At 67.5% G+C, this 21430-nt stretch carries 21 protein-coding genes; 14 read left to right on the forward strand and 7 right to left on the reverse strand.

Annotated elements, in window-relative coordinates:
- Positions 1 to 24 precede the first annotated feature (24 nt).
- The 9 genes from agaR (at position 25) to AC1DOP_RS04475 (ending at position 9411) form a co-directional block, all read left to right on the forward strand.
- Positions 25 to 792: a transcriptional repressor AgaR gene (agaR, locus tag AC1DOP_RS04435; protein WP_442122245.1), complete on the forward strand. Its 768-nt coding sequence runs from the start codon at positions 25 to 27 to the stop codon at positions 790 to 792.
- Between the two features lie 3 nt (positions 793 to 795).
- The gene (locus AC1DOP_RS04440; RefSeq protein ID WP_442122244.1) at positions 796 to 1884 is read left to right on the forward strand and encodes an N-acetylglucosamine-6-phosphate deacetylase; all 1089 of its coding nucleotides are present in this window, start codon (positions 796 to 798) and stop codon (positions 1882 to 1884) included.
- 19 nt (positions 1885 to 1903) lie between these two features.
- The gene (locus AC1DOP_RS04445; RefSeq protein ID WP_477250017.1) at positions 1904 to 3685 is read left to right on the forward strand and encodes an MFS transporter; all 1782 of its coding nucleotides are present in this window, start codon (positions 1904 to 1906) and stop codon (positions 3683 to 3685) included.
- Between the two features lie 71 nt (positions 3686 to 3756).
- Positions 3757 to 5757, forward strand: a complete 2001-nt coding sequence (locus tag AC1DOP_RS04450; protein WP_477250019.1) for an acyltransferase family protein — start codon at positions 3757 to 3759, stop codon at positions 5755 to 5757.
- Positions 5758 to 5802: 45 nt separating this feature from the next.
- Complete coding sequence (locus AC1DOP_RS04455; RefSeq protein ID WP_442122241.1) at positions 5803 to 6675, forward strand: prepilin peptidase; 873 nt, start codon at positions 5803 to 5805, stop codon at positions 6673 to 6675.
- Positions 6676 to 7335, forward strand: a complete 660-nt coding sequence (coaE, locus tag AC1DOP_RS04460) for a dephospho-CoA kinase (protein WP_442122240.1) — start codon at positions 6676 to 6678, stop codon at positions 7333 to 7335. It begins immediately after the preceding gene.
- Positions 7336 to 7397: 62 nt separating this feature from the next.
- On the forward strand, positions 7398 to 8153 hold the full coding sequence (zapD, locus tag AC1DOP_RS04465; RefSeq protein WP_442122330.1) for a cell division protein ZapD: 756 nt from the start codon (positions 7398 to 7400) through the stop codon (positions 8151 to 8153).
- Between the two features lie 8 nt (positions 8154 to 8161).
- A complete protein-coding gene (gene yacG, locus AC1DOP_RS04470; protein WP_442122239.1) occupies positions 8162 to 8341 on the forward strand; it encodes a DNA gyrase inhibitor YacG in 180 nt (59 codons plus the stop codon).
- Between the two features lie 80 nt (positions 8342 to 8421).
- The gene (locus tag AC1DOP_RS04475) at positions 8422 to 9411 is read left to right on the forward strand and encodes an aldo/keto reductase (RefSeq protein ID WP_442122238.1); all 990 of its coding nucleotides are present in this window, start codon (positions 8422 to 8424) and stop codon (positions 9409 to 9411) included.
- Positions 9412 to 9428: 17 nt separating this feature from the next.
- Here AC1DOP_RS04475 and AC1DOP_RS04480 read toward each other — a convergent pair whose 3' ends face one another.
- Together AC1DOP_RS04480 and AC1DOP_RS04485 are read right to left on the reverse strand one after the other, a co-directional pair.
- Entirely contained in the window at positions 9429 to 10421 is a 993-nt protein-coding gene (locus AC1DOP_RS04480) for a hypothetical protein (protein ID WP_477250023.1), read from the reverse strand.
- Between the two features lie 61 nt (positions 10422 to 10482).
- Positions 10483 to 11352, reverse strand: coding sequence for a LysR substrate-binding domain-containing protein (locus tag AC1DOP_RS04485; protein WP_477250025.1), 870 nt, complete (start codon positions 11350 to 11352; stop codon positions 10483 to 10485).
- Positions 11353 to 11442: 90 nt separating this feature from the next.
- On the opposite strand from AC1DOP_RS04485, the gene AC1DOP_RS04490 reads away from it, so the two are divergent.
- A complete protein-coding gene (locus AC1DOP_RS04490) occupies positions 11443 to 11853 on the forward strand; it encodes a carboxymuconolactone decarboxylase family protein (protein ID WP_477250027.1) in 411 nt (136 codons plus the stop codon).
- Positions 11854 to 11866: 13 nt separating this feature from the next.
- Positions 11867 to 12502: a DUF4865 family protein gene (locus tag AC1DOP_RS04495; RefSeq protein ID WP_477250029.1), complete on the forward strand. Its 636-nt coding sequence runs from the start codon at positions 11867 to 11869 to the stop codon at positions 12500 to 12502.
- Positions 12503 to 12784: 282 nt separating this feature from the next.
- On the opposite strand, the gene AC1DOP_RS04500 is transcribed toward AC1DOP_RS04495, so the two are convergent.
- The 4 genes from AC1DOP_RS04500 to argJ all read right to left on the reverse strand — a co-directional run bounded on the left by AC1DOP_RS04500 (position 12785) and on the right by argJ (position 15834).
- Positions 12785 to 13204 carry a DUF4019 domain-containing protein gene (locus tag AC1DOP_RS04500; RefSeq protein WP_442122233.1) on the reverse strand — a complete coding sequence of 140 codons (420 nt, stop codon included), beginning with the start codon at positions 13202 to 13204 and terminating at the stop codon, positions 12785 to 12787.
- 82 nt (positions 13205 to 13286) lie between these two features.
- Positions 13287 to 13697, reverse strand: coding sequence for an NUDIX domain-containing protein (locus AC1DOP_RS04505; RefSeq protein ID WP_442122232.1), 411 nt, complete (start codon positions 13695 to 13697; stop codon positions 13287 to 13289).
- A complete protein-coding gene (locus AC1DOP_RS04510; protein ID WP_442122231.1) occupies positions 13690 to 14583 on the reverse strand; it encodes an ATP-binding protein in 894 nt (297 codons plus the stop codon). The genes AC1DOP_RS04505 and AC1DOP_RS04510 overlap by 8 nt, the downstream gene beginning before the upstream one ends.
- Before the next feature lie 12 nt (positions 14584 to 14595).
- The gene (gene argJ / locus AC1DOP_RS04515; protein WP_442122230.1) at positions 14596 to 15834 is read right to left on the reverse strand and encodes a bifunctional glutamate N-acetyltransferase/amino-acid acetyltransferase ArgJ; all 1239 of its coding nucleotides are present in this window, start codon (positions 15832 to 15834) and stop codon (positions 14596 to 14598) included.
- 160 nt (positions 15835 to 15994) lie between these two features.
- On the opposite strand from argJ, the gene AC1DOP_RS04520 reads away from it, so the two are divergent.
- Together AC1DOP_RS04520 and AC1DOP_RS04525 are read left to right on the forward strand one after the other, a co-directional pair.
- Positions 15995 to 17620: a DUF945 family protein gene (locus AC1DOP_RS04520; RefSeq protein ID WP_477250033.1), complete on the forward strand. Its 1626-nt coding sequence runs from the start codon at positions 15995 to 15997 to the stop codon at positions 17618 to 17620.
- 31 nt (positions 17621 to 17651) lie between these two features.
- Positions 17652 to 18725, forward strand: a complete 1074-nt coding sequence (locus tag AC1DOP_RS04525) for an AI-2E family transporter (RefSeq protein WP_442122228.1) — start codon at positions 17652 to 17654, stop codon at positions 18723 to 18725.
- A gap of 18 nt (positions 18726 to 18743) precedes the next feature.
- On the opposite strand, the gene AC1DOP_RS04530 is transcribed toward AC1DOP_RS04525, so the two are convergent.
- Positions 18744 to 20246, reverse strand: a complete 1503-nt coding sequence (locus AC1DOP_RS04530; protein WP_477250035.1) for an MBL fold metallo-hydrolase — start codon at positions 20244 to 20246, stop codon at positions 18744 to 18746.
- Between the two features lie 181 nt (positions 20247 to 20427).
- Between AC1DOP_RS04530 and AC1DOP_RS04535 the strand changes: the two genes are divergently transcribed.
- Entirely contained in the window at positions 20428 to 21429 is a 1002-nt protein-coding gene (locus AC1DOP_RS04535; protein ID WP_442122226.1) for a MerR family transcriptional regulator, read from the forward strand.
- Position 21430 lies beyond the last annotated feature (1 nt).

A 21430-nucleotide genomic window follows, 5' to 3' on the forward strand; every position in this document is an offset into this window, starting at 1 on the left:
CGCCGACGAGCCGAGACCGACACCATGCGAAATACCAGCCAGCGCCGCGAAACGATCCTGCAAATGCTCTCCCGCCAGGGCTCGGTCCAGGTGACCGAACTGGTGGAGCAGCTCGGGGTCTCGGCCGTGACCATCCGCCACGACCTGTCCGCCCTGGGCAGCCAGGGCCTGGTCACGCGCAGCCACGGCGGCGCGGTACTGACGCGGGTGCCGCCGCCGGAGCAGACCATGCGCCAGAAGGACGCCCTGTACCACGAGCAGAAGGAGCGCATCGGCGCCTTCGCGGCCTCGCTGGTGGAGGCCGGCGACAACATCGTGATCGACTCCGGTTCCACCACCATCTTTTTGGCGCGCAACCTGCTCGACGCCAGCGGCGTCACGGTCGCGACGAACGGCCTGAACATCGCCTGGGAGCTGGCCGACGCGCCCGGCATCGACCTGATCCTGACCGGCGGCCTGCTGCGCAAGCAGTCGCTGTCCTTCCAGGGCAGCCAGGCCGAGGCCTGCCTGCAGGTCTACAACTTCGACAAGCTGTTCCTGGGCGTGGACGGCCTCGACCTGCAGTTCGGCGTCACCACCCATCATGAGGCCGAGGCGAGCCTGAACCGCATGATGGTCGAGCGCGCCAAACGCATCATCGTCCTGACCGACAGTTCCAAGTTCGGCCGGGTCAGCCTGCACCGCATCGCGCAGCTGGACCGGATCCATACCATCATCACCGATGCCGGCATCAGCCCCGAGTACCGCGAAGGGCTGCTCAAGCTGGGCATCGAATTACATATCGCGGAATAGAGAGTGCTCGACGGCAGAATCCTCACCCCCGACGGCTGGATCGCAGGCAGTATCCGATTCGGTCAACGTATCGACAGCATCAGCGAGGATTCGGCCGCCGCCGGCGGACCGTGGATCCTGCCCGGCTTCATCGACCTGCACGTTCACGGCGCCGGCGGCGTCGACATCATGCAGGGCGGCGACGCCGGCGCCACGGTGGCGCGCCACCATGCGCGCCACGGCACCACCTCCCTGCTCGGCACCACCATGACGGCGCGCGAAGCCGCGATCCGCAAGGCCCTGAGCGGCCTGGCCGGCCCGATCGGCGAACGTCCGGCCGGCACCGCGCGCATGCTGGGCGTGCACCTGGAAGGTCCCTTCATCAACCCGGCCCGCCTGGGCGCCCAGCCGCCCGACGTCATGACCGCCAGCCTGGACCTGGTGCGCGCGCTGCACGCGATCGCACCGATCCGCGTGCTGACCCTGGCGCCCGAAATCGACGGCCACCTGGCACTGATCCCGCAGCTGGCGGCGATGGGCATCCGGGTCCAGCTCGGCCACAGCGCCGGCAGCTACGAGGACGGCCTGGCCGCCCTGCAGGCCGGCGCCGCCGGCTTCACCCACCTGTTCAACGGCATGAGCGCCCTGCACCACCGCGAGCCGGGCATGGTGGGCGCCGCCCTCGCCCATGCCGAGTACGCGGAAGTCATCCCCGACCTGCAGCACGTCGGCCCCGGCGCCCTGCGCGCGGCGCTGCGCGCGATCCCGCGCCTGTACGGCGTGACCGACGCCACCTCCGCCACCGGCATGCCGGACGGCGAGTATGCGCTCGGCAGCCAGCGCGTGTTCAAGTGCCAGGGCTGCGTGCGGCTCGGCAGCGGCTCGCTGGCCGGCAGCGCCCTGACCATGGACCAGGCCCTGCGCAATTTCGTCGATATCGGCTTGACGATGCACGACGCCAGCAACCGCCTGTCGCGCTTCCCGGCCGACTACCTGGGCGAATCCGAACGCGGCCGCCTGGTGCCCGGCGCCTGGGCCGACATCGTCGTCCTCGACGCCGACCTGCAGCCGATGGCCGTCTTCGTCGAAGGCGAAGCCATCGATCTTTCTTAACGGAGCCATGATGTCCGCCATGCTTTCCGCCTCCCCCGCCCGCTCCACCGCCTACCTCCTGTGCATCGCCGGCATGGGCGGCCTGCTGTACGGGATCGACGTCGGCATCATCGCCGGCGCCCTGCCCTACCTGGAATCGACCGCCTCGCTGACCTGGAAGCTCGGCGCCCAGGAACTGAGCTTCATCGTGGCCGCGGTGCTGCTCGGCTCCGTGCTGTCCTCGCTGTTCGCCGGCTTTCTCGCCGACCTGATCGGACGGCGCGCGGCGATGGCGCTGTCCGGCTTCCTGTTCGTCATCAGCATCCCCGTGATCGCGCTGGCGGACGGCTACGTGCCGCTGCTGCTGGGCCGCCTGCTGCAAGGCGTGAGCGGCGGCCTGATCGGCGTGATCGTGCCGCTCTACCTGGCCGAATGCCTGCACGCGCGCCAGCGCGGACGCGGCGCCGCCCTGTTCCAGCTGCTGCTGACGGTGGGCCTGGTGGCCGCCGCCGTGATCGGGCTGGTGCAGGCGCGCAGCGTGGAGACCGCCTCGCAGGCCGCGGCGGCCCTGCCCGAGCAGCTGCGCGCGGCGGCCGTATTGGCGGCCAAGGACCACGCCTGGCGCGCCATCTTCTGGATGTGCCTGGCGCCCGGCCTCGTCTTCACTGGCGGCTGCCTGCTGCTGGCCGAATCGCCGCGCTGGCTGGCGCGCCGCGGCCGCGACCGCGAAGCCCGCGCGGCCCTGCTGCGCACCCGCACGCCGGCCGAGGCCGAATTCGAACTGGCCGAGATGCGGCGCATTCCGGCCGCCCGCAACGCCGCCGATCCGCTGCTGTCGCGCCGCTACGTCTTCCCCTTCCTGCTGGCCTGCCTGATCCTGGCCTGCACCCAGGCCACCGGCATCAACTCGGTGCTGGCCTATGTGGTCAACATCCTCGGCCGCGCCGGCCTGCCGGGCGCCACCGCGAACGCCGCCGACGTCATGCTCAAGGTGATCAACGCCCTGATGACGATGCTGGCCGTGTTCCTGGTCGACCGCCTCGGCAGGAAGTCGCTGCTGATGCTGGGCAGCGCCGGCATCGTGATCGCCTCGCTGGCGGCCGGCCTGCTGTTCCACGATACCGAGGCGCAGCAGCGCGACGTAAGCACGGCGGTAGCGGCCATGATCGAAAACGACAGCCTGGCGCTGCGCATGGATGCGCCCACCCTGCAGCGCCTCGGCGCCGCTGCCGGCGCCGGCGCCGGGCCGCAGGTGCTCACGGTCGCCTATGCCTACGGCCCCTTCACCAATGTGCAGACCTTGCGCAGCGACGATCCCGCCCTGCCGCTGCTGCAGGCGCGCCGCGCCGATGCGGTGCAGCCGGACAGCGTGCTGGGCAAGGCCTTCCGTCGCCTCCACCTGAACCCCTTCCCCGATCCGGCCGCGGCGGCCGCCGCGCCGCTGACGATCGAAAGCGCGCGCCTGGGCGCCCTGCCGCCGCCGGAACGCGGCTGGCAGGTGGCGCTGGCGATCGCCGTGTTCGTCGCCAGCTTCGCGGTCGGCCCCGGCGTGTGCGTGTGGCTGGCGCTGTCGGAACTGATGCCGACCCGGATCCGCTCGAACGGCATGAGCATCGCCCTGCTGATCAACCAGTTCGTCTCGACCGCCTTCGCGGCCCTGTTCCTGCCCATCGTCGGCCGCCACGGCTATTCGGCGGTGTTCTTCTTCGGCGCGGCCTGCTCGGTGGTTTATTTCCTGGCCGCCGCCTTCCTCCTGCCCGAGACGCGCGGCAAGACCCTGGAAGAGATCGAGGCCCATTTCGCGGGGGCCAAGGCCGGCTGAACTTGCACTGCGGGCCCCGGTAGATGACAATAGGAAATTGCAAAATTGCATCATCACCGGGGTCCTGAATCTTGAGCATCGAACCGTCGAGCGTCACCGAGGCGCCGAAGGCCGCCACGCCTGCCGCCACCACCCACCTTCCCTACCGGCCCGACATCGACGGCCTGCGCGCCGTCGCGGTGCTGTCGGTGGTCCTGTTCCACGCCTTCCCGACCTTGCTGCCGGGCGGCTTCATCGGCGTCGACGTGTTCTTCGTCATCTCCGGCTTCCTGATCTCCGGCATCCTGCTGCGCGAACTGCAGCAGGACCGCTTCAGCATCGCCGGCTTCTATGCGCGCCGCGTCAAGCGGATCTTCCCCTCGCTGCTGGCGGTCATGTTCGCCTGCCTCGCCTTCGGCTGGTACGCCCTGTTCCCCGACGAGTACGCGCAACTGGGCAAGCACGTGGGCGGCGGCGCCAGCTTCTCCGCCAACTTCTTCTACTGGGCGCAAGTCGGCTACTTCGACACCAGCGCCGACACCAAGCCCCTGCTGCACCTGTGGTCGCTGGGGATCGAGGAGCAGTTCTACATCGTCTGGCCGGCCGCGCTGTTGCTGACCTGGCGGCTGGCCTCGCGCGGGCGTGCCAACCTGGTGGCCGTCACCGCCGCCCTGGCGCTGCTGTCCTTCGTGCTGAACGCGGTCGGCGTCACCCACCATGGCACCGCCACCTTCTATTCGCCGCTGAGCCGGGCCTGGGAACTGCTGGCCGGCGCGCTGCTGGCCTGCGCCGCGCACCGCAACACCGCCGACGGCACGACGGGCGGGAAGACGAACGGCATGGCCCTGCTCGGCCTGGCCCTGCTGGCCTTCGGCGTGGCGCTCACCAAGCAGGAACATTTCCCGGGCTGGCGGGCACTGGTGCCGGTGGCGGCGGCAGTACTGCTCATCGCCGCCGGTCCGCGCGCCTGGATCAACCGGGTGGTGCTGGGCAACCGGCTCGCCGTCTGGATCGGCCTGATCAGCTATCCCTTCTACCTGTGGCACTGGCCGCTGCTGTCCTTCGCCCAGATCGTCGAGGGCCACCTGCCGGCGCCGCGCATCCGCATCGTCGCCCTGCTGGCGGCGCTGGTCCTGGCCTGGCTGTCCTACCTGTTGCTGGAACGGCCGCTGCGCGGCCTGTCGGGCCGCCGGGCGCGCCTGCCGGTGGCGCTGCTGTGCGCATTGATGGCAGCCACCGGCCTGGCCGGCGCCTATGTGTTCAGCCGCGACGGCTTGCCGCAGCGCGCCCCGATCCAGGACAACCTGGCCAACCAGAAGGCCCTGGTCATCGTCGAGGACAAGGCCAACGCCGCCGCCTGCAAGCAGCGCTACGGTTTCGCCTCCATGTACGAATACTGCCTGCTGGCCTGGCCGGACCGCGATCCGACCGTGGCCCTGCTCGGCGACAGCCACGCCTACCACGTGGTGGCGGGCCTCACGAATTACTACAAGAGCCAGGGCGAGAACCTGATGATGATGGGCACCCGCGTCCCCTACTGGGGCCTGGCGGCCGGCGACGACCCGTACCAGAAAGCCACCCAGCCGATGCTGGAACTGGCGCTGAAGACGCCGTCGATCAAGACCGTGATCTTCGCGACCCACCTGCGGCTCGGCTTCGCTCCCGGCTCCAGGCCGGCGATCGATGCCGCGCGCGACACCTACCGCCGCTTCCTGGCCGCCGGCAAGCGGGTGATCGTCATCGAGGACATCCCCGACCTGTCCTTCGACCCGCGTACCTGCATCAAGCGCGCCGGCGTGGCCTCGTCGGCCACCACCGCGCCGTGCGCGATTCCGCGCAGCGAATGGGACAGCCAGGTCGAGCAGCACGAGCAGATCCGCAAGGAGACGGCGCGCATGTTCCCGCAGGTCGAGTGGTTCCGCGCCTCGGATGCGCTGTGCGACGAACGCCAGTGCAGGGCCATGATCGACGGCCACCTGATGTACCGCGACATCGGCCACCTCAGCTACGAGGGCGACCTGTGGGTCGGCAGCCACTTCGCCCGCTGGGCCGAGCAACAGGTTCGGCTGCCCAAAGCCGGCAAAACCCCATAGAATAGGTTGATTCACGGAATCAACCTATTTACTGCCTTCCCAGCCATGCATCCGGACACCCTTTTATTCGCCGCGCCCGCCAGCCTGATCCCGGCCATCGCGGCCGCCATCTTCGGCCTGCTGATCGGCAGCTTCCTGAACGTGGTCGTGCACCGCCTGCCGATCATGCGCCAGCGCGAGATCGACAACTACATCGCGGACAAGGAGGGCAAACCGCTGCCCTTCCCCGAACGCTACAACCTGATGGTGCCGAGGTCGGCCTGCCCGCATTGCGGCCACCAGATCACGGCGCTGGAGAACATCCCGATCCTCAGCTGGCTCGTCCTGCGCGGCAAGTGCAGCAATTGCAAGGCGCCGATCTCGGCCCGCTACCCGGTCGTCGAGGCGGTCAGCGGCATCCTGTCCGGGCTGCTGGTCTGGCATTTCGGCAGCGGCTGGGTGGGCCTGGCGGCATTGGTCTTCACTTACCTGCTGATCTCGATGACCCTGATCGACGTCGACCACAAGGAACTGCCGGACGACCTCACCTATCCGCTGCTGTGGCTGGGCCTGCTGGTCAACCTGGACGGCAGCTTCGTGCCGCTGCGCGATGCGGTGCTCGGCGCCGTTGCCGGCTACCTCTTCCTGTGGGCCGTGGCGCGCGCCTATGAACTGGTGCGCGGACATATCGGCATGGGCGAAGGCGACTTCAAGCTGCTGGCCGGCTTCGGCGCCTGGTTCGGCTGGAAGATGCTGCCGACGATCATCGTGCTGTCCTCCTTCGTCGGCGCCGCCGTCGGCCTGACCATGATCCTGATCGGCCGGAAGAAAAAGGGCGAGTACATCCCGTTCGGCCCTTATCTGGCGGGGGCTGGTATGATCGCGCTCTTCTACGGACCGGAACTGACGCGCCTGGCCATGGGGCTGGCGCAGCCTTGAATGGATAAACAGGATTCCACGCCAGCCGCCCTGCGATTCGCCGTCGGCCTGACCGGGGGCATCGGCTGCGGCAAGACCACGGTCGCCGACCTGTTCGCGGCGCGCGGCGCCTCGGTCATCGACACCGACCAGATCGCCCATTCCCTCACCGCCCCGCACGGCGCGGCCATGCCGGCCCTGGTCGCCGAATTCGGCCCGGAGTTCGCCACGCCCGAGGGCGCGCTGGACCGCGCGAAGATGCGCGCGCTGGTGTTTTCCGATCCCGGCGCGCGGGCCCGCCTGGAAGCCATCCTGCACCCGAGGATACGCGAAGCGACCGCCGCCGCCGCCCTGCTGGCCACCGGCCCCTACGTGATCTTCGTGGTGCCGCTGCTGATCGAATCCGGCACCTGGCGCGAGCGGGTGGCGCGGATCCTGGCCATCGACTGCCCGGAAGAAGTGCAGGTGGCGCGCGTGATGGCGCGTAACGGCCTGGCGGAAGCCCAGGTGCGCGCCATCATGGCGGCCCAGGTCACGCGCGCCCAGCGCCGGCTTGCCGCCGACGACATCATCCTCAACGACGACGGCCTCGGCGCCTTGGAGCCCCAGGTGGAACGCCTGCACGCTTTTTATCTTGACGAAGCGGCAAGATTGGCGGCCGCACCGAACGAGCGTTTGTAATTTTGCCCACGATGGTTCAGAATCACGTGGTCGCGCCAGCCTACGCCGAGAGGAATGCCACTTTGATCGTCTACGAATACCCATTCAACGAGCGGATTCGCACGTTGTTGCGGCTCGAGGACCTGTACGAGAAGTTCAAGTTCTTTGTGAACCAGGAACATCCTCTGCAGCACCATGTCGCTCTCGCGACGATCTTCGACATGCTGGAAGTGGCCGGGCGCGCCGACCTCAAGTCCGACCTGCTGCAGGAACTGGAACGCCAGAAGCAAAGCCTGCTGAGCTACCGCAGCAATCCCGCCGTCGCCACCGAGATGCTCGATGCCGTGCTGGCCGAGCTGGACACGGTCAGCAATGCCCTCGTCACCGCCCAGGGCAAGACCGGCCAGAACATCCGCGACAACGAGTGGCTGATGAGCATCCGCGGCCGCACCGTGATGCCGGGCGGCGCCTGCGAATTCGACCTGCCCTCCTACTATGCCTGGCAGCAGCGCCCCGCCGCGCAGCGCCACGCCGACATCATGGGCTGGTTCGCGCCCCAGGCCCCGCTGTTCGACGCCCTGGCCCTGGTGCTGCGCCTGCTGCGCGATTCCGGCGGCCCGGTCAAGATGATCGCCGTGGCCGGCAGCTACCAGCAGATGCTGCAGGGGAAGGTCTACCAGATGCTGCGCCTCTCGATCGACGACAGCCTGGGCGCGATTCCGGAAATCTCGGCCAATAAATACATGCTGTGGGTGCGCTTCACGAGCCAGGGCGAGAACCTGAAACCCAAGGCGCTCGAAGACGATGTACCATTTGAGCTCACCCTCTGCAACTTCTGAAAACTGTCATGACCGTCGTATCCTGTCCAACCTGCGGCAAGAAGGTCGAATGGAAGCCTGAAAACCAGTTCCGTCCATTCTGCTCCGACCGCTGCAAGCAAATCGACCTCGGCGCCTGGGCCGAGGAAAAGTACACGATCCCTGGCGCCACGCCAGGCGATGCCCAGGACGATCCGCTGGCCGAGTAATGCCGCTCGCAAGCCGGGCTCCCGGCGCCAAAGTGAATCGGCTGCTATAGTCGTTCTTCACTTTTTGTCAGGAGCTCCCGATGCAAAAACGTAAACTGGGAAATCTCGAAGTCTCGGCCCTCGGCCTGGGCTGCATGGGCATGACCCATGCCTACGGGCAGGCGCCGGACCGCCAGGCCATGATCGACCTGCTGCGCACGGCGGTCGAGCGCGGCGTCAGCTTTTTCGATACGGCCGAAGTCTACGGCCCCTTCAACAACGAGGAATTGGTCGGCGAAGCGCTGGCGCCGCTGCGCGGGCAGGTCGTCATCGCCACCAAGTTCGGCTTCGCGCCCGATCCGAACGGCGGTACGCGCTGGTCCGGCCTGGACAGCCGCCCCGAACACATCCGGGAAGTGACCGAGGCTTCGCTCAAGCGTTTGAAGACCGACACCATCGACCTGCTCTACCAGCACCGCGTCGATCCGAACGTGCCGATCGAGGACGTGGCCGGCACCGTCGGCCAGCTGATCAAGGAAGGTAAAGTGAAGCACTTCGGCCTGTCCGAAGCCGGCCCCGACACCATCCGCCGCGCGCATGCGGTGCAGAAGGTGACGGCGCTGCAGAGCGAATACTCGCTGTGGACGCGCGAGCCCGAGCAGGAGATCCTGCCGCTGCTCGAAGAACTCGGCATCGGCTTCGTGCCTTTCAGCCCGCTCGGACGCGGCTTCCTGACCGGGAAGATGGACGAGACCACCCGGTTCGACAGCAACGATTTTCGTAACAGCCTGCCGCGCTTCACGGCCGAGGCGCGCAAGGCCAACCAGGCCCTGGTCGAGCTGCTGGGCCAGGTCGCGCAGCAGAAAGGCGCGACGCCGGCCCAGGTGGCGCTGGCCTGGCTGCTGGCGCAGAAGCCGTGGATCGTGCCGATTCCGGGTACGACCAAACTGCACCGGCTGGACGAGAACCTCGGCGCGATGGCACTCGAACTGACGCCGGAGGAACTCACCGGCATCACGCAGGCGGCCGCCAGCATCCCGATCGAAGGCGCGCGCTATCCGGAGAATCTGGCGCGCCAGGCAAAGGGCTGAGCCGGGCCGAACTGCGTTCAGCCGCGCGCCAGCTCGCGCATGACGCGGTCGTGCACGAAGCCGGGCTCGCTGCGCTCGCGTGGGCCCTCGGCGATCCAGGCCCAGGGCAGCACGTGGATCCCGCCGCGCAGGGCGCCCATCAGGAGCCTGGCTTCCCTGACCGCCCCGCACAGGTAGCAGGCCACGGCGAAGTGGTTCAACGCCAGGTCGGCCACACCGCCGCCCAGATCCAGCAGTTTCTCTTCCAGCGTGGCGGGACCGGCGTCCAGCCAGGCGTACAGCGCCGCCTTGACCTCGACCGCGCATTGCGGCGTGCGGATGGTCGCGCGGCCCTTCGCTCCCGTCGCCAGCGCATACTCGCAATACGCCACCGCGACCAGGCAGTGCAGCACCCGGCCCTTCGGACTGCGCCTGGAGACCGCGCGCACGAAGTCGAACATCTCCTTGTGGCTGCCGCACCATTTTTCTGCGGTCGCCATGAAATAGCTGTAGTGCGCGCCCCAGTGCAGGGACGAGCGGGCGATGGCGGCACGGAACAGGGTTTTCAGTTTCTCGTCCTCGCCGTCGCCGGCCACTTCGGCCACGATCAGCCAGGCAAAAGGATCGGCCAGCTTGGCGTCGAGCGCGGCCGCGGCCTGCAGCGGCACCTCGGCTTCCTTCAAGGTCCGCAAGAAGGGTTCCCAGGCGCCGGCATCGACGTCCTCCGCATACTCGCTGCCGCGGATCTTCCATGCGTCGGCTACCAGGTTGGCGCCAAGCAGCAGCTGGGCCATGGCGCAGCGTGGCTGGGCCTGCACCCAGCGCGATGCCGCCGGCACCGCGTTCTCTTCTTCGGCGATGGCGCGCACGAGCAGGTCGCGGCCCTCCTCGCTGGATTTGGCGAGCGCCTGTTCGACTTCATGCCAGGCGCCCTGTTCCAGCCTGGCCAGCAGTCGCTGGGCTTGCTGCTTTCCGCGGGATTCGTTGACGACCGCGCGCGGCTTGAGGCCGAGGGTGGCGAGGAGGCTCATGCTTGACTCCGAAGCAATATATTGCTTGGAAGATAAATAAAATGTTTCAAGAAGTCAACATTCACCTCCCTGAGAGGGACAGATCCAGGATGGCTTCCCGGATCAACGCTGCCATCCGTTCGCAGCCTGGCGTCTGCGTTCCGGTTCCCATGAGAAGCGCCAACCGGATATCCGGAAGTTCGGGCACGCCGTCTTCGGCGGTGAGCAAGCGCAATTCCTGCGGCAATCCGAGGCGGGTGCGTACGGTAACGCCAAGCCCGGCGGCGACCGCCGCCCATACGCCGGCCAAACTGGGACTCGTGTACACGATACGCCAGGGAATGCCCGCGCGGTCGAGCGCGTCGATCGCGGCCTTGCGCATCACGCAGGGGGAATCCAGGACGGCCAGGCGCACGGGTTCGCGCCGGACTTCTTCCCCGCCGAGGCCGGGTGCGGCGGGTCCTATCCAGCGCATCGGATAGTCGCCCAGTATCTCCACCTGGGGTAACTGGCTTGCGGTATGCCAGGCAAGTGCGAGATCGATCTTGCCGGCCTGGAGCCGGGCGATCAGTTCGGCGTTGCGGGCAATCAGCGTCTCGACCTGCAAGTCCGGATGGCTGCGCATGAAACGGCCGAGGACATTCGACAGCAGGCTTTCGCCAAAGTCTTCCTGAAGGCCGAGCCTGACGACACCCTGGATCTGCATCCCGGACACGGCGGAGCTCGCTTCATCGTTGAGCTCGATGATCCGGCGCGCATAACTCAGCAGCACTTCACCCGCCGGGGTCAGCACCAGGCCGCGCCCGGACCTGCGCAAGAGATCGGCATTCGCCTGCTCTTCCAGCTTCTTCAGCTGCATGCTGATGGCCGAGGTCGAGCGTCCGAGCTTGTCCGCCGCCCGCGAAAAACTGCCGAGATCGATACCTTCGCAAAAGCTGCGCAATGCATCCATATCGAAATTCGTTCGCCGCATTATCGTCCCTATTTATTGAAATATCGCTTCAGATATATTCGATTTTCAAAACCATCTCCTGAAAATATCATGTTCTCCTCAACCATGGAGAAAGCAATGACGTCGACTTTGAAAGGAATGGGAGCCAGCGCATTGGGTGCCGTACCCGCGCTGGCCGAGCTGTCGGACCGTGTCCTGTTCGGCGAAGTCTGGGAACGCGCTGCGCTGGGAAAACGCGACCGCAGCCTGGTAACGGTCGCCTGCCTGATCGCGCTGTGTCGCGACGAGCAACTGCCCTTCCACCTGCAGACTGCGCTCGGCAATGGCGTCACCCGGCAGGAACTGGAAGAAGTGGTCACCCACCTGGCTTTCTATGCGGGATGGCCCGCTGCCGCTACCGCAACGCGCCTGCTGGACGCGCTACCGCCCATGGCTGACTCAGGAAGCTGGCCGATGCCGCCGACTGGTCGTTCGGCAACGGCCTTGTCGCCACTACCTTGATTGGAGCTTCAACATGATCGCAATGCATTACCGCTTGCCACTGCCTGCCGACTACGACATGGCCATCATCGACCGCCGCATCGCGGACAAGGGCCGTTTCACCGATGGGTTTCCGGGGCTGCTGTTCAAGGCCTACCTCAGCGCGCGCAAGGACGGCGCCGGCCGGGACAACGCCTATGCGCCCTTCTATGTCTGGAACACGGTCGAAGGCATGCACGCCTTCCTGAACGGGGCCGGCTTCGCCGCCCTGTCGGCGTCGTTCGGCAGGCCGGCGGTCGAGACCTGGCTGGTCTGGCAGGCACAACTCAGGCCCGGCTTTGCCCAGGCGCGCTTCGCCTCCGTCGCGCGGCAGGCGATCCCGCCCGGCACCGATCTCGAAGCGCTGCGCAAACGCGAAACCAGGCTGGCCATCGACGACGTCGAGGATGGCGGCGCGCTGGCGGCGGTGACCGGCTATGAGCCGGCCACCTGGACTCTGGTGCGCTTCCGGCTCTGGCAGGGCGAGCCGCCAGCCGGCGCCGATTCGTCGCTGCTCGTGTACACGGTCGGCCACGTATCGGAAGGGCACGCCCAGGCCGCCGACATCGAAGCGCCAAACCAGCCCGAGAAGGGTAGCGCAGCTCATCCAGTTGCTCCATCAGCGGGATGATGCCCGGCAGCAGACAGGCGTGGAGCGCAAACACTCCCGCAATTGATATTGCTACTTAACCACAGCGCGTTCTGGACGCAGAGCTGGCGGGCACGCGTCCACTTCGTCCCGCGCGGCATGTCGGCCGCTCCCTTCGTTCGCGGCTTCGTTGAAGGCAATCCTCACGCCTATGTGATCAGCAATCACACCTTCCGCGAGCACGCCGAAAAAGATGCGTCGGCGGCGATAATGCCTGGACTATAGCCGCGTACGTCCGCTATCGCCCCCACCGCCATGCTTTTCTTATTTCACGAAATAACCGGAAACCTTCCAGCTTCCATCCCGCTCCCGCATCGGCACGACGGTCTCGATGGCGTTCCGCCGCTGCTCGAACTGCGTCTCGTACTGGATCAGCACATACTCGCCGGGCGGCGCACCCGGCAGCGAGTTCTTGAATTCCGATGACAAAAGCTTGCGCGACTTGGCCGCGCCGAACGGCTGCCTTGCCTTCTTGAGGGTGTCCGACCAGGCGGGTTTGGAGACCGCGGCCTGGAACGACGACGCGGCCTGGTCCCAGGTAGCGGCGCCATCGCCCGCATCGGCGAGCGCAAGCCAGCGGTCGGCAGCGTCGACCGCGCTTTTCACGGCGTCCGCTTGCTGGGCATGGACCATGGGAACTGCCAGTGCGGCAGCGAGAACGAAAAGCAGAGTACGCCGTTGCATATCAACTCCGGATAGTCGAGAAGATAACAGCGTGCTCTACCTGCGTTGCGATGTCAACCAGACAATAAATGGCCAGGCCGGCTCAAGCCGGATAGCGTACCTGGTCCAGCCACTCCAGCAAGGGAATGGTGGCCGGCAGCAGCGGACTGACGGAGTAGCCGCCCTGCCATGCGAAGGCCTGCCCTTCCAGGCTTTGCGGCTCGCCCGTCCACTCGCGGCTGATGTAGAAATACAAGCGCACGTGGGCGTGCTCGTAGACGTGTTCGACGCAGCACCAGGGTTCGGCGCTGACGACGTGTACGCCCAGCTCCTCGACGAATTCTCGCTGCAGGGCGTGGAAGATGTCCTCGCCCTGCTCGACTTTCCCGCCCGGGAATTCCCAATAGCCGGCATAGGGCTTGCCTTCCGGACGCTGGCCGAGCAGCACGTCGCCGTTCTCGCGCATCAGGATGCCGACGGCGACGTCGATCGGTTTCTTGCCTGCTTCAGCCATCGGCCTGCCCCAGCTTGCCCGCGTAATCCTTGGCGAACTGCCAGGCCACCCGTCCCGAACGCGAGCCGCGACCCAGCGCCCAGCGCAGGGCATCGGCGCGTGCGGCCTCGATCTGCCCGGGGGTGCAGCCGAAGCTTTGCAGCCAGTGGCCGACGATGTCCAGGTAGTCGTCCTGCTTGAAGGGATAGAAGGACAGCCACAATCCGAAGCGTTCGGACAGCGAGATCTTTTCCTCGACCGTCTCGCCGGGATGCAGGTCGCCGTCGTCGCCATGGCTGTAGCCGGTGTTGTCCGACATTTTTTCCGGCATCAGGTGACGGCGGTTCGAGGTCGCGTAGATCAGCACATTGTCCGACTGCGCCGTGATGCTGCCGTCCAGCGCCACCTTCAGCGCCTTGTAGCCGGCTTCGCCCTCTTCGAAACTGAGGTCGTCGCAGAAGATCACGAAGCGCTCCGGACGGCCAGCCACGAGGTCGACGATGTCCGGCAGGTCGGCCAGGTCCGTCTTGTCGACTTCGATCAGGCGCAGGCCCTGGCCGGCAAAGCCGTTCAGGCAGGCCTTGATCAGCGACGATTTACCGGTGCCGCGTGCGCCGGTCAGCAGCACGTTGTTGGCCGGGCGCCGCGCGACGAACTGGCGGGTATTCTGTTCGATCTGCTCCTTCTGGCGGCCGACGTGCTGCAGGTCGTCCAGCCGGATGTTCGACGCGTGCAGCACCGGCTGCAGGTACTTCTGGCCGTTGGGGCCGGCGCCGGGCCGCTTGCGCCAGCGGAAGGCGAAGCTGCGCCCCCACTCCGGCTCGCGCGGTACGGCCGGGGGCAGCATCGCTTCCAACCTGGCCAGCAGGTTCTCGGCGCGATGCAGAAACTGGTCGAGCTGGTTCATGAAGAGCGAAACTCAGGAGCGATAGTCGGCGTTGATCGAGACGTAGTCGTGCGACAGGTCGCAGGTCCAAACCGTGGCATTCGCATCGCCGCGGCCCAGTTCGACGCGCACCAGGATCTCGGCCTTCTTCATCACGCGCTGGCCGTCTTCTTCCTTGTACTCCGGGTTGCGGCCGCCGGCCTTCGCCACCAGCACGTCGTCCAGGTAGAGATCGAGCTTGGTGGTGTCCAGGTCGTCGACGCCGGCATAGCCGATCGCGGCCAGGATGCGGCCCAGGTTCGGGTCCGAGGCGAAGAAGGCGGTCTTCACCAGCGGCGAGTGGGCGATGGAATAAGCGATCTTGCGGCACTCTTCCATGTCGCGGCCCTGCTCCACCGAAATGGTCATGAACTTGGTCGCGCCTTCGCCGTCGCGGATGATCTGCTGGGCCAGGTGGGTCGAGATGCCGGTGACCGCGTCGCGCAGGGCGATGTAGTCGGGGCTGTCGGTCGAATCGATGCGAAGGGAGCCGGTACCCGTCGCCATCAGGATGAAGGAGTCGTTGGTCGAGGTGTCGCCGTCGATGGTGATGCAGTTGAAGGAGCGGTCGGCGGCGTAGCGCACCAGTTCGTCCAGCACGGGCTGAGCGACCTTGGCGTCGAAGGCAAGATAGCCCAGCATGGTCGCCATGTTCGGCTTGATCATGCCGGCGCCCTTGCTGATGCCGGTGAGCGTGACGGTGTGGCCGCCGATGGCCGTGGTGACCGAGGCCGCCTTCGGCTGGGTGTCGGTGGTCATGATGGCTTCGGCCGCGTTGAACCAGTTGTCCTGCTTCAGGTTCGCACAAGCGGCCGGCAGCGCGGCGACGATCTTCTGCACCGGCAGCTGTTCCAGGATCACGCCGGTCGAGAACGGCAGCACCTGCTGGGCGTCGATGCCGAGCAGGCGCGCCACTTCGTCGCAGGTGGCGCGGGCAGCAGCCAGGCCGGTCTCGCCGGTGCCGGCGTTGGCGTTGCCGGTGTTGACCACCAGCGCGCGGATCGGCTTGCCGCCATCGGCGGCGGCCGCCAGGTTGGCCTTGCTCACCTGGACCGGGGCGGCGCAGAAGCGGTTCTTGGTGAACACGCCGGAGACGGTGGCGCCTTCGGCGAGTTTCATCAGCAGCACGTCCTTGCGGTTCGGCTTCTTGATGCCGGCTTCGGCAAAACCGATGTCGATGCCATTCACGGGTTTCAGCTCACTGGCGACGGGCAGGGGAGAATTGACGGCCATGGTGTTCTCTACTCTCAAGGAAGGAAAGATTGACTAATCCGTTATTGTACCGCCAGCCGCCGCCGGGCAGCGCCGCGCCTTGTTTCATGACTATCCTGGTTAATGACTTTTTAAGACGAGTCGTTAATAATTGGAAACATAACAACGATCCGGCCCTCCCGTGAAAACTGTCCTCTCGTCCTCCCTGCTGGCGGCAGCGCTGCTGGCCGTCCCCGCGCTCGCCGCGGAACACCCGACCGTCGCCAAGGCCGCCGCCAGGCCCGCCCCGGGCCCGGTCGCGGACGCCCTGCAGTCCGCCCTGGGCGAGCTGCAGCTGGCCCAGGATCCGCGCCTGCCCCTGCCCGCCCAGCTGGACGGCATCGCGAGCGTGCGCTACACCCCGGAGACCGCCGCCAAGCTGCGCACGGTGTTCGGCAACGATCAGCCCTTCACGGTCGAACGGCAGCAGGCCAGGGCGGGCCGCCTGGCTTACCGGCTCGCCCTGCAGCCGCTGCACTACACGGGCCAGGACAATTCGCGCGTCGACTGGGACGCGGCCCTGCTCGATCTCGACATGGACAAGGCCGGCAAGACCGTCGGCTTCAAGGGCCATTGGACTACCCTGGCCGCCGAGGACCCGAACCTGCGCCTGAGCGCGGAAGGCATCACCGTGTCCGGGCACCAGTCCCGCAGCCGCGACAAGCTCTGGTTCGGCAACGGCCAGGTACGCATCGCCAGCGTGCGCGGCGTGGCCAAGCCCGGCGCCTCGGTCGTGACCATGGACGACGTGCGCGTGGGCTGGCGCAGCGTGGAGCATCCGAAGTCCATCGACATGCTGTTCCAGCAGCGGATCGGCGCCATCTCCGCCGCCGGCGAAAAGGTCGAGGACATCCGCTTCGACATGCGCTTCGTAAACATCGACCGGGCCTCGATGGCGGCGCTGCAGGAGGCCGGCGAGCGCCGCCGCGAACAGCTGAAGACGATGACGCCCGAGCAGCAGCTGGCGGCCATGAAGCCCTTGTTCCTCGACTTCGGCAAGGCCGCCATCGCGCGCGGCTCGGCCCTCGAGATCGACGAGATCAGCGCGCGCTTCCACGGCAACAAGGCCAGCATCCGCGGCCGCGTCGGCCTGCTCGGGGCGGTCGAGGCCGACCTGCAGGACATGAAAACGCTGCTGAAGAAGATCGTGGCGCGCTTCGAGGTGCGGGTACCGGTCGCGATGGTGCGCGACATCGCCGGCATCGTCGCCGCGCGCCAGGCGGCGCAGCAGGGCACGCCGCCGAACGGGACCAACGCCGCCCAGTTCGGCCAGACCATGACCGACGTCATCGTCGGCAAGCTGGTCGGCGGCGGTTTTGCGCGCGTCGAGAACGATGTGCTGGTCTCGACCCTCGAGGTCAGGAACGGCAAGCTCACCGCCAACGGCAAGGAAATCGGTCTGCCGAAGCTGACGCCGGCCGGCACGGCCCCGGTCGTGACGCAACGCTCGAACCTGCCGCCGAACGCGCTTCAGGCGCGCCGCATCGAGGACAGCTGTGCCCTGCCCGACTTCCCGGACGAGGTGATGGCCCAGGACAAGCCGATCCGCGCCGGCTTCGCCTGGCGCGTCGACGAACAGGGCAAGGTGGAGAACGTGCGCGTGACGGCGCCCAGCGGCTATCCGGGCTGGGACCGGTCGATGACCGAGGTGCTGGGCCAGTGCCGCTACATCCCTGCCCTGCAGGACGGCAAGCCGATCGGGCTGCAGATCGACTGGAACGTGGCGCGCACCGCTGGCGGACCGCGCTCCCCTTCTCCCTCGCCTTGAGTAAGATCCCTCCCACCATGCGGAGACTTCCATGACCGAAACCCAACGCAGCACCTTGAGCGCCTGTTTTTCGCTGGCGATCATCCTGTGCGCCCTGTTCGTGACCCAGCGCTTCGTGCTGCCGCTGCTGTGGGCCGCGATCCTGTGCATCGCCACCTGGCCGCTCTACCGGCGCGCGCTGCGCCTCACCGGCAATCGCGAGATCCTGTCCGCGGCCCTGGTCACGCTGCTCGCCGCGCTGGTCTTCATCACGCCGCTGGCGCTGGGCGTGATCCAGGCCGCGCACCAGGCGCCGGCGCTGGCCCAGCTGGTCGCCAAAACCAATACCGACGGCCTGGCGGCGCCCGAATGGCTGCTGCGGATCCCGATGGCCGGCGACGCCATCTATAACTGGTGGCAGGCCACCCTGGGCCAGCCGCACGGCCTGGCGCACCTGCTGCAGGACGGCTCGGTCGGCCGCATGCAGTCGGCCAGCGAAGTACTCAAGCGGGTCGGCAGCGGCGTCCTGCACCGCCTGATCGACGTCGCCTTCGCCTTCCTCTGCCTGTTCTTCTTCTACAAGGACGGCCATGCGCTGCAGAGCCAGACCCATGCCATCGGCGCCCACCTGATCGGCGCCCAGCGCTGGGCCCTGTATTCGCTGAAGGTGCCGACCGCGGTGCGCGCCACCGTCAACGGCCTGGTGCTGGTCGGCCTGGCCGAGGGCGTCCTGCTGGGCATCGGCTACCAGTTCGCCGGCGTGCCGTCGGCGGTGCTGTGGGCGGCCGCCACCTGCGTGCTGGCGATCATCCCCTTCGGCGCGCCGCTGGCCTTCGGCGCCGTCGCCGCCCTGCTGCTCTTCCAGGGCAACGCGAGCGCCGCCGCCGCCATCGTCGCCCTTGGCGTGGTGGTGCTGTTCGTGGCCGACCACTTCGTGCGCCCGACCGTCATCGGCAACGCCACCAAGCTGCCCTTCCTCGCGGTCCTGCTGGGCATCCTCGGCGGGGTCGAGACCCTGGGCCTGATCGGTCTGTTCGTCGGCCCGGTGGTGATGACCCTGTTCGTCACCCTATGGCATGAAGAGAAGCGCTTCCGGCATGCGGGGACGCGGGATGCGGCCGGCTAGGCGGGATCCCGGGACCGCTCAGCCCTCGCTGCCCTTCACCGCGCGCAGTTCGCCGAACGGCGCCGGCGGCATGTGCATCATGAAGAAGCGGTCCACGTCCAGGCGCTCGCGCGCGGCCGCCTGCAGCAGCTCGCTCACCGCCTGCGGGCTGTTATAACCGGACGAGTCCTTCTGGAAGGGATCGCTGCCGTACAGCAGGCGGTGGCCGGGCAGCCAGGCCATCATCTGGCGCTCGGCGACGGCGCCGCGGATCGGATACAGCTCGATGCGGTTGGGTCCCGAGCCGATCACCGTCCTGCCGGCCACCAGGCGCAGGTCGGCCTTGCGCGGGGCCTGCTGCAGCGCGTCCGGACGGCCGGCATGGGAAGCCTCCAGGGTGCGCTTCACGATGGGGCTGGACAGGTCGAGGGCATACACCGGAATGCCGCGCGCGGCATATTCGCGGATGCCGGCCAGGTGCGGCCAGGAATCCGAGGTCGTCACCACGGCCTTGACCGGCTTGCCCGGATAGCGCGCCGCGGCCTCGGCCAGCACCTTGGACGAATAGGCGGACGAGAACGGCGCCTCGATCACGACCAGGCCGTCGCCCTGGTCGACGATGGCGACGTTCCAGGTCGATTCGATCAGCAGCACGCCGGGCGCGATCTCGGTCTTCTTCGCGCCCAGCGGCGTCATGGCCGGGTCGCGCGGCGGCTGCTTCGGATCGAAACGCGCCGCCACCGCCTCGGGCACCGTCGTCAGCGCCGGATCGTAGGGCGCGTCCACCTTCAGCGAACGCAGCATCAGGGTGCGGTCGGGCATGCCGTTGACCTGGATGTCCCACTGCATCGGGTAGCGCAGCCCGCTCTTGTCCAGGCGCCAGAAGCCCCAGCTCGTGCGCTGCACCACGTCGCCGAGGTAGGCCGTGTAGCCGCTGCGCGCGGCCGGGCCGGCGTATTCGAGCGCCGACGGCAGGTGGGTGTACTGGCTGAGATAGAGACGCGCGGGCGCACCGTCGAGCGTGAAGGCCACGACCTGGTGCGGTGCGCCGTGCACGACCTGGTCGGCCTCGCGGTGCGAATCCTTCGCATCGAGGGCGGTGAGCAGTGCCCGTTCCGGGCTCAGGGCCAGCGCCTCGGCGGCCAGCTGCGGTTCCTGGCTGCCGCCCGGCATCTGGCGCTCGCCCCAGGCCTGCATCGCCACCCCGTTGGCCACCAGCGTCGTCTGCGTGTAGCTGCCGGCTGGCGGCACGCGTACCTGCAGCTGGCGGCGCAGCGCCTGACGCGCGTGGTCGTGCAGTTCGGAGAGCTCGTGGAATTCGACCAGGTAAGGGCCTTCGGGGCGCTCCGACTGCTCCAGCATGTTGCGGTAGCCCGCCGATTCGAAGGCGACTGTCTTCACGCCGCGCAGCAGCGCCTCGCCGCCCTGCGCCGCGAGGGCCTGCTTCAGGATGGCGGTGGCGGCCGGATCGGCGGCGAAGGCGGGAACGGCGGCGGCGATGGCGCAGGCGGCGGCCAGCGCGGTGACGGAGCGGTGTCTCATGGGCTTCCTGATTTGTTCAGTATGTCGTGCAGCTTAACCCGGCGCCGGTCCGTCCACAACTGAACAAATTTCCATATGTATTTGATTCTTATGGCATTCCGGCGCGGTATCATTCACCGCTTGACCCTCACGCCACGTCAGGCTCCAGAATGGCGCCACGCTGAAGAAAGGAGATGTCCGCATGCTGAAAGTGGGAGAACTCGCCGCGCTTGCCAGGCTGACGGTACGCACGCTGCACCATTACGACAGCATCGGACTGCTCCAGCCTTCCGCGCGTTCCGATGCCGGCTACCGGCTCTACGACCGCAACGACGTGGCGCGCCTGCACCAGATCCAGGCCCTGCGTTCCTTCGGCATGAGCCTGGCCGACATCGGCCTTTACCTGGACAGTCCGGCGGGATCGCCGCTGGCGGTGATCGACCGCCAGCTGGCCACGCTCGACCGGCAGATGCTGGAAGCCGCGCGCATGCGCGAGCAGTTGCAGCGCCTGCGCGCCGAACTCGCAAGCGGCGGCCAGCCGGACCTGTCCACCTGGCTGGACTCACTGGAGCAGATGAGCATGTACGAAAAATACTTCACGCAGGACGAACTGGCCCGCCTTCCGATGTACCACGACGAGGCCATCAAGGCGCAATTCAAGCGCTTGACCGAAGAAGCGGAGGAGCTGATCCGCACGCAGGTAGCGCCGGATTCCGACACCGCCCGGGACTTCGGGCGGCGCTGGCTGGACGCCTTCGGGCGCGGCACCGGCGGCGACGCCGAACTGGCGGCGCGCGTCAACCTGATGGCCGAGCGCGAAAAAGGCTCGGTCAGCATGCCGGAGCACCTCATGCGCTACGTGATGGCGGTGATCGGCGAGCTGAAATACGCGATCTGGTCGCGCTACCTGGAGCCAAGCGTGATCGCGCGCATGCGCAGCCACTGGGCCCGCCGCGGCCACGAATGGGCGCCCCTGATCGGCCAGGTGCGCGAACAGATGCGCCGCGATCCGGATGCCGCGCAGCCGGCTTCCCGGGCGCTGGGGCGCCAGTGGATGGCGCTGTTCCACGATATGGTCGGTACCGACCCGGAGGCGGTGGCGGGTTTCCGCCGTGCGACCGAGGAAGAGTCGATGCTGCGCAAGGGGTCGGGGATCAGTGACGAGGCGGTGATCTGGTTGCGGAAGGGCTTGGCGGCTGGATGAT

The organism is Massilia sp. 01N410 (genome assembly GCF_056399665.1).

Excerpts from the sequence above, each read along its gene's own strand:
- AC1DOP_RS04535 (WP_442122226.1), top strand. The coding sequence starts at position 20,428 with ATGCTGAAAGTGGGAGAACTCGCCGCGCTTGCCAGGCTGACGGTACGC.
- AC1DOP_RS04455 (WP_442122241.1), top strand. The coding sequence starts at position 5,803 with ATGCATCCGGACACCCTTTTATTCGCCGCGCCCGCCAGCCTGATCCCG.
- AC1DOP_RS04510 (WP_442122231.1), bottom strand. The coding sequence starts at position 14,583 with ATGAACCAGCTCGACCAGTTTCTGCATCGCGCCGAGAACCTGCTGGCC.
- agaR (WP_442122245.1), top strand. The coding sequence starts at position 25 with ATGCGAAATACCAGCCAGCGCCGCGAAACGATCCTGCAAATGCTCTCC.
- AC1DOP_RS04525 (WP_442122228.1), top strand. The coding sequence starts at position 17,652 with ATGACCGAAACCCAACGCAGCACCTTGAGCGCCTGTTTTTCGCTGGCG.
- AC1DOP_RS04480 (WP_477250023.1), bottom strand. The coding sequence starts at position 10,421 with ATGAGCCTCCTCGCCACCCTCGGCCTCAAGCCGCGCGCGGTCGTCAAC.
- argJ (WP_442122230.1), bottom strand. The coding sequence starts at position 15,834 with ATGGCCGTCAATTCTCCCCTGCCCGTCGCCAGTGAGCTGAAACCCGTG.
- AC1DOP_RS04530 (WP_477250035.1), bottom strand. The coding sequence starts at position 20,246 with ATGAGACACCGCTCCGTCACCGCGCTGGCCGCCGCCTGCGCCATCGCC.
- yacG (WP_442122239.1), top strand. The coding sequence starts at position 8,162 with ATGACCGTCGTATCCTGTCCAACCTGCGGCAAGAAGGTCGAATGGAAG.
- AC1DOP_RS04505 (WP_442122232.1), bottom strand. The coding sequence starts at position 13,697 with ATGGCTGAAGCAGGCAAGAAACCGATCGACGTCGCCGTCGGCATCCTG.
- AC1DOP_RS04485 (WP_477250025.1), bottom strand. The coding sequence starts at position 11,352 with ATGGATGCATTGCGCAGCTTTTGCGAAGGTATCGATCTCGGCAGTTTT.
- AC1DOP_RS04500 (WP_442122233.1), bottom strand. The coding sequence starts at position 13,204 with ATGCAACGGCGTACTCTGCTTTTCGTTCTCGCTGCCGCACTGGCAGTT.
- AC1DOP_RS04490 (WP_477250027.1), top strand. The coding sequence starts at position 11,443 with ATGTTCTCCTCAACCATGGAGAAAGCAATGACGTCGACTTTGAAAGGA.
- AC1DOP_RS04445 (WP_477250017.1), top strand. The coding sequence starts at position 1,904 with ATGCTTTCCGCCTCCCCCGCCCGCTCCACCGCCTACCTCCTGTGCATC.
- AC1DOP_RS04475 (WP_442122238.1), top strand. The coding sequence starts at position 8,422 with ATGCAAAAACGTAAACTGGGAAATCTCGAAGTCTCGGCCCTCGGCCTG.
- coaE (WP_442122240.1), top strand. The coding sequence starts at position 6,676 with ATGGATAAACAGGATTCCACGCCAGCCGCCCTGCGATTCGCCGTCGGC.
- AC1DOP_RS04495 (WP_477250029.1), top strand. The coding sequence starts at position 11,867 with ATGATCGCAATGCATTACCGCTTGCCACTGCCTGCCGACTACGACATG.